Source organism: Citrobacter sp. wls829 (genome assembly GCF_005280825.1).
GTDB classification, from domain to species: Bacteria; Pseudomonadota; Gammaproteobacteria; order Enterobacterales; family Enterobacteriaceae; genus Citrobacter; species Citrobacter gillenii.
In genome coordinates, this window is sequence record NZ_SZWP01000102.1 from 1 (window position 1) to 4,089 (window position 4,089).

The window sequence follows — 4,089 nt, forward strand, 5'->3', positions numbered from 1 at the left end:
TTTTGTACGTTCAAATTTTTCTTTAGACATCGATTGTCCCTCTAAGACACGGATAAATCGGTGATATCACCACATCAACCAGGCAATATACCTGAACTGTTGAATGCTTTTAAAAGTAAACAGAGAGAAACGGGAAGGAGAAGTGAAGTGGTGCTGATACCCAGAGTCGAACTGGGGACCTCACCCTTACCAAGGGTGCGCTCTACCAACTGAGCCATATCAGCACGTCTGGAGCGGGCAGCGGGAATCGAACCCGCATCATCAGCTTGGAAGGCTGAGGTAATAGCCATTATACGATGCCCGCATCCTGAAACTCGGCTACCCAGTTCTTTCTGTAACAAAAAAGAGATTTCTCTCTTTTCTGTTTGAGCTGGTTAATTTTTCTAACCAACCCAGGCGGCGATAACGCTGCCAGAAAGTGGTGGTGGGGGAAGGATTCGAACCTTCGAAGTCGATGACGGCAGATTTACAGTCTGCTCCCTTTGGCCGCTCGGGAACCCCACCGGACTTGATGGTGCCGACTACCGGAATCGAACTGGTGACCTACTGATTACAAGTCAGTTGCTCTACCTACTGAGCTAAGTCGGCATCAAGTAGCGCGCATTTTATGGAGACCTGCGCTTTCATGCAACTAAAAAATCGCATAAAACGTTCTATCGCTCACATTTTACACTATACGGCCGATAAATAATCTATTCTCGCGCCTGACTGTACAAATTTACAACGTTTCACGACCGTCCAGGAGGTGTTTTACTCCATCATATGTATACCAACTGATGCAAAGTGCCTCTTTTTACATCTGGAATACCCGTCACATTGCTTTTCAGGGGATGATTTTTTCTTATTATTCCCTCCCATCTGGTGTTACCCTCCTGCCCATTGTCCAAATTAACTGAAATGTGACGTGCCATTGCGTGCCAGGGATGAATTCATTTTTTATTACTGACCTGATATCGCAATGACAGCCAGACCATGCGTATGAGTATAAAAGAGCAAGCGTTAATGACGCCTTACCTACAGTTTGATCGCAACCAGTGGGCTGCGCTTCGTGATTCCGTGCCGATGACCCTGACCGAGGAAGAGATTGCTCGTCTGAAAGGCATTAATGAAGACTTATCGCTGGAAGAAGTTGCCGAGATTTATTTGCCCTTATCGCGTTTGCTAAACTTTTACATCAGTTCAAACCTGCGCCGTCAGGCTGTGCTGGAGCAATTTTTAGGCACCAACGGCGAGCGTATTCCTTATATCATCAGTATTGCTGGCAGCGTTGCGGTAGGAAAAAGTACCACTGCGCGCGTCCTGCAGGCATTGTTGAGTCGCTGGCCTGAGCATCGCAAGGTTGAGTTGATTACCACCGATGGCTTTCTTCACCCTAACCAGGTGTTGAAAGACCGTGGACTTATGAAGAAGAAAGGCTTCCCTCAGTCCTACGATATGCACCGTCTGGTAAAATTCGTTTCCGACCTCAAGTCAGGTGTCCCTAACGTCACGGCGCCGGTTTATTCACATCTTATCTATGATGTGATCCCTGATGGAGACAAGACCGTCGCACAACCCGATATTTTAATTCTCGAAGGATTAAACGTATTACAAAGTGGGATGGATTACCCTCACGATCCACATCATGTATTTGTTTCTGACTTTGTCGACTTCTCTATTTACGTTGACGCACCAGAAGAATTACTCCAGACGTGGTATATCAATCGTTTCCTGAAATTCCGTGAAGGGGCATTTACCAACCCCGACTCTTATTTCCATAACTACGCCAAACTGTCTGAAGATGAGGCTATCAATACCGCCACAACACTTTGGAAAGAAATTAACTGGCTGAATTTAAAACAAAATATCTTACCAACGCGTGAGCGAGCCAGCTTAATCATGACTAAAAGCGCCAACCATGCTGTTGAACAAGTGAGATTACGGAAATAAACAAAAAGGGGAGCTATCGCTCCCCTTTTTATTACCCTGCGCTTCTGAGTGATATTTCTCCACCCATCCACGGTTTGATCACGCCATCCTGTTCAAGTAATAGCGCACCTTGCGCATCTATTCCCCGGGATACACCAAATATTTCTTTATCGCCGATAATCAATTTAACGGGACGATTGATAAAATTATCCAGCGTCTTCCAACGTGGTAAATAAGGCGTTAGCCCTTCTTGCTCAAACAGTACGAGTGCCGCACGCAGCTCACGGATCAACCGAGCGGCAAGGGTGTTACGATCAATGTTAATTCCCGCTTCCTGCAGGTTAATCCAGCCCTGATTAACCACACTCTCTTCCACCCGACGCATTGCCATATTAATACCCGCGCCAATAACAATTTGCGCAGCGTCACCCGTTTTACCGGTAAGCTCCACCAGAATGCCGGCGAGTTTACGATCGAGCAGATAGAGGTCGTTAGGCCATTTCACGCGCACCTTATCGGCACCCAGATCGCGTAATACTTCTGCCATGACGATACCAATGACTAGGCTCAGGCCAATCGCAGCCGCCGGTCCCTGCTCCAGACGCCAGAACATTGAGAGGTAAAGGTTTGCTCCAAACGGAGAAAACCATTTACGCCCACGACGGCCACGTCCGGCCTGCTGATATTCAGCGACGCAGGCATCACCTGATTCCAGTTGCCCAATACGATCCAAAAGGTATTGGTTGGTCGAATCAATGACCGGCAGGACGGTAATATTTCCACCACCCAGTTGGGAATGAATAACTGATGAATCCAGGAGCTGAATAGGTTCCGGTAAGCTGTATCCTTTACCGGGAACGGTAAAGACATCAACACCCCAGTCACGTAACGTCTGGATGTGTTTATTGATAGCCGCACGACTCATGCCAAGCTTTTCACCTAGCTGTTCACCCGAATGAAATTCACCATCAGCCAGCAATGAAATAAGCGTCAGAGGTACAGTATGATCCTTCATGCTATGATCTCCACGGCGTTCATTTCCCCTTTCGGTCCAATAAATCGGACCTCAGGCTCAAGCCAGACATTAAATTTCGCACCCACTTTCTGGCGAACGTGATGGGCAAGCCGCACCACATCCTGGCTTGTTGCATCGTTGGCATTAATAAGTACCAGCGCCTGTTGCTGATGTACCGCAGCACCACCTATACTCGCCCCTTTTAGCTGACATTGATCGATAAGCCAGCCAGCAGCCAGTTTCACAGAGCCATCTTTTTGAGGGTAATGAGGCGCTGTCGGGAATTGTGCCAGCAGCACCTGAGCAACTTCTGCGGTAACGACGGGATTTTTAAAGAAGCTCCCCGCGTTACCCTGTATTTTAGGGTCAGGTAGTTTAGTTGTACGCATATGACAGACGGCATCAAACACTTGCTGCGGCGTCACCGTCGAGGGATCCAGGCGAGTTAAGTCGCCGTAGGTCAGCACCGGCTGCCATTGTTTTGGTAGTTTCAGCCCAACTGCAACGATCGCAAAGCGATCCTGGTATTCATGTTTGAAGATACTATCACGATAGCCAAAACGGCATTCCGCTGCTGCGACGCGTAAATGTTTGCCCGTCGACAGTTCAACGCAATCAACATATTCACAGACACGCTGTAGTTCTACGCCGTAAGCACCGATATTCTGGATCGGCGATGAACCGACACAACCGGGGATGAGCGCAAGGTTTTCCAGCCCTGGCATGCCCAGTTGCAGAGTATACTGTACCAGATGATGCCAGTTTTCCCCCGCACCTACGTGCAAATGCCAGGCATCAGGTTGTTCTGTGACCTGAATGCCCTTAATACGGTTAACAATCACCGTTCCATAGAAGGCATCAAGAAACAGAACGTTACTCCCTTCACCGAGGATCAGCACTGGATGTTGTAATGCATTGGCTGATTGCCAGGCATTCAGTAATTGTTGCTCATTTTCGGCGCAGACAAGTTCATTAGCATACTGATCAATACCGAAGGTGTTCCAGACTTTAAGGGAGTGATTCATAGACGCTTTCCTGATGCAAAATCGTGCTTAGTTTACCGCATATGCCTCAGGATGGCTTGTGTTATGGAAGAGCGGGATATTAAGCGCTCACCGACAAACAACAGACGCAAAGAAGCCCATCCGTCAGGATGGGCTTCTTCA

3 protein-coding genes and 4 tRNA genes are annotated in these 4,089 nt (G+C 48.0%); 1 reads left to right on the forward strand and 6 read right to left on the reverse strand.

The features are described from left to right. Positions 1-148 precede the first annotated feature (148 nt). From FDW88_RS19760 to FDW88_RS19775, 4 genes are all read right to left on the reverse strand, one after another. Positions 149-224: transfer RNA gene (locus FDW88_RS19760), tRNA-Thr, on the reverse strand. A 5-nt stretch (positions 225-229) separates the two neighbouring features. Next, a tRNA-Gly gene (locus tag FDW88_RS19765) sits at positions 230-304 on the reverse strand. A 115-nt stretch (positions 305-419) separates the two neighbouring features. Continuing rightward, positions 420-504, reverse strand: a tRNA-Tyr gene (locus FDW88_RS19770). Between the two features lie 8 nt (positions 505-512). After that, positions 513-588 (reverse strand) — tRNA-Thr (locus tag FDW88_RS19775). 390 nt (positions 589-978) lie between these two features. Here FDW88_RS19775 and coaA point away from each other — a divergent pair. Beyond that, positions 979-1,929, forward strand: a complete 951-nt coding sequence (gene coaA / locus FDW88_RS19780) for a type I pantothenate kinase (protein ID WP_096759485.1) — start codon at positions 979-981, stop codon at positions 1,927-1,929. Between the two features lie 31 nt (positions 1,930-1,960). On the opposite strand, the gene birA is transcribed toward coaA, so the two are convergent. Both birA and murB read right to left on the reverse strand, forming a co-directional pair. After that, on the reverse strand, positions 1,961-2,923 hold the full coding sequence (gene birA / locus FDW88_RS19785; protein ID WP_115259739.1) for a bifunctional biotin--[acetyl-CoA-carboxylase] ligase/biotin operon repressor BirA: 963 nt from the start codon (positions 2,921-2,923) through the stop codon (positions 1,961-1,963). Next, entirely contained in the window at positions 2,920-3,948 is a 1,029-nt protein-coding gene (murB, locus tag FDW88_RS19790) for a UDP-N-acetylmuramate dehydrogenase (RefSeq protein ID WP_137363210.1), read from the reverse strand. Before murB ends, birA begins: the two co-directional genes overlap by 4 nt. Between the last annotated feature and the right edge of the window lie 141 nt (positions 3,949-4,089).

Bases quoted from the DNA above. Each gene is read 5' to 3' on its own strand.
- coaA (WP_096759485.1), top strand. From the start codon at position 979: ATGAGTATAAAAGAGCAAGCGTTAATGACGCCTTACCTACAGTTTGAT.
- birA (WP_115259739.1), bottom strand. From the start codon at position 2,923: ATGAAGGATCATACTGTACCTCTGACGCTTATTTCATTGCTGGCTGAT.
- murB (WP_137363210.1), bottom strand. From the start codon at position 3,948: ATGAATCACTCCCTTAAAGTCTGGAACACCTTCGGTATTGATCAGTAT.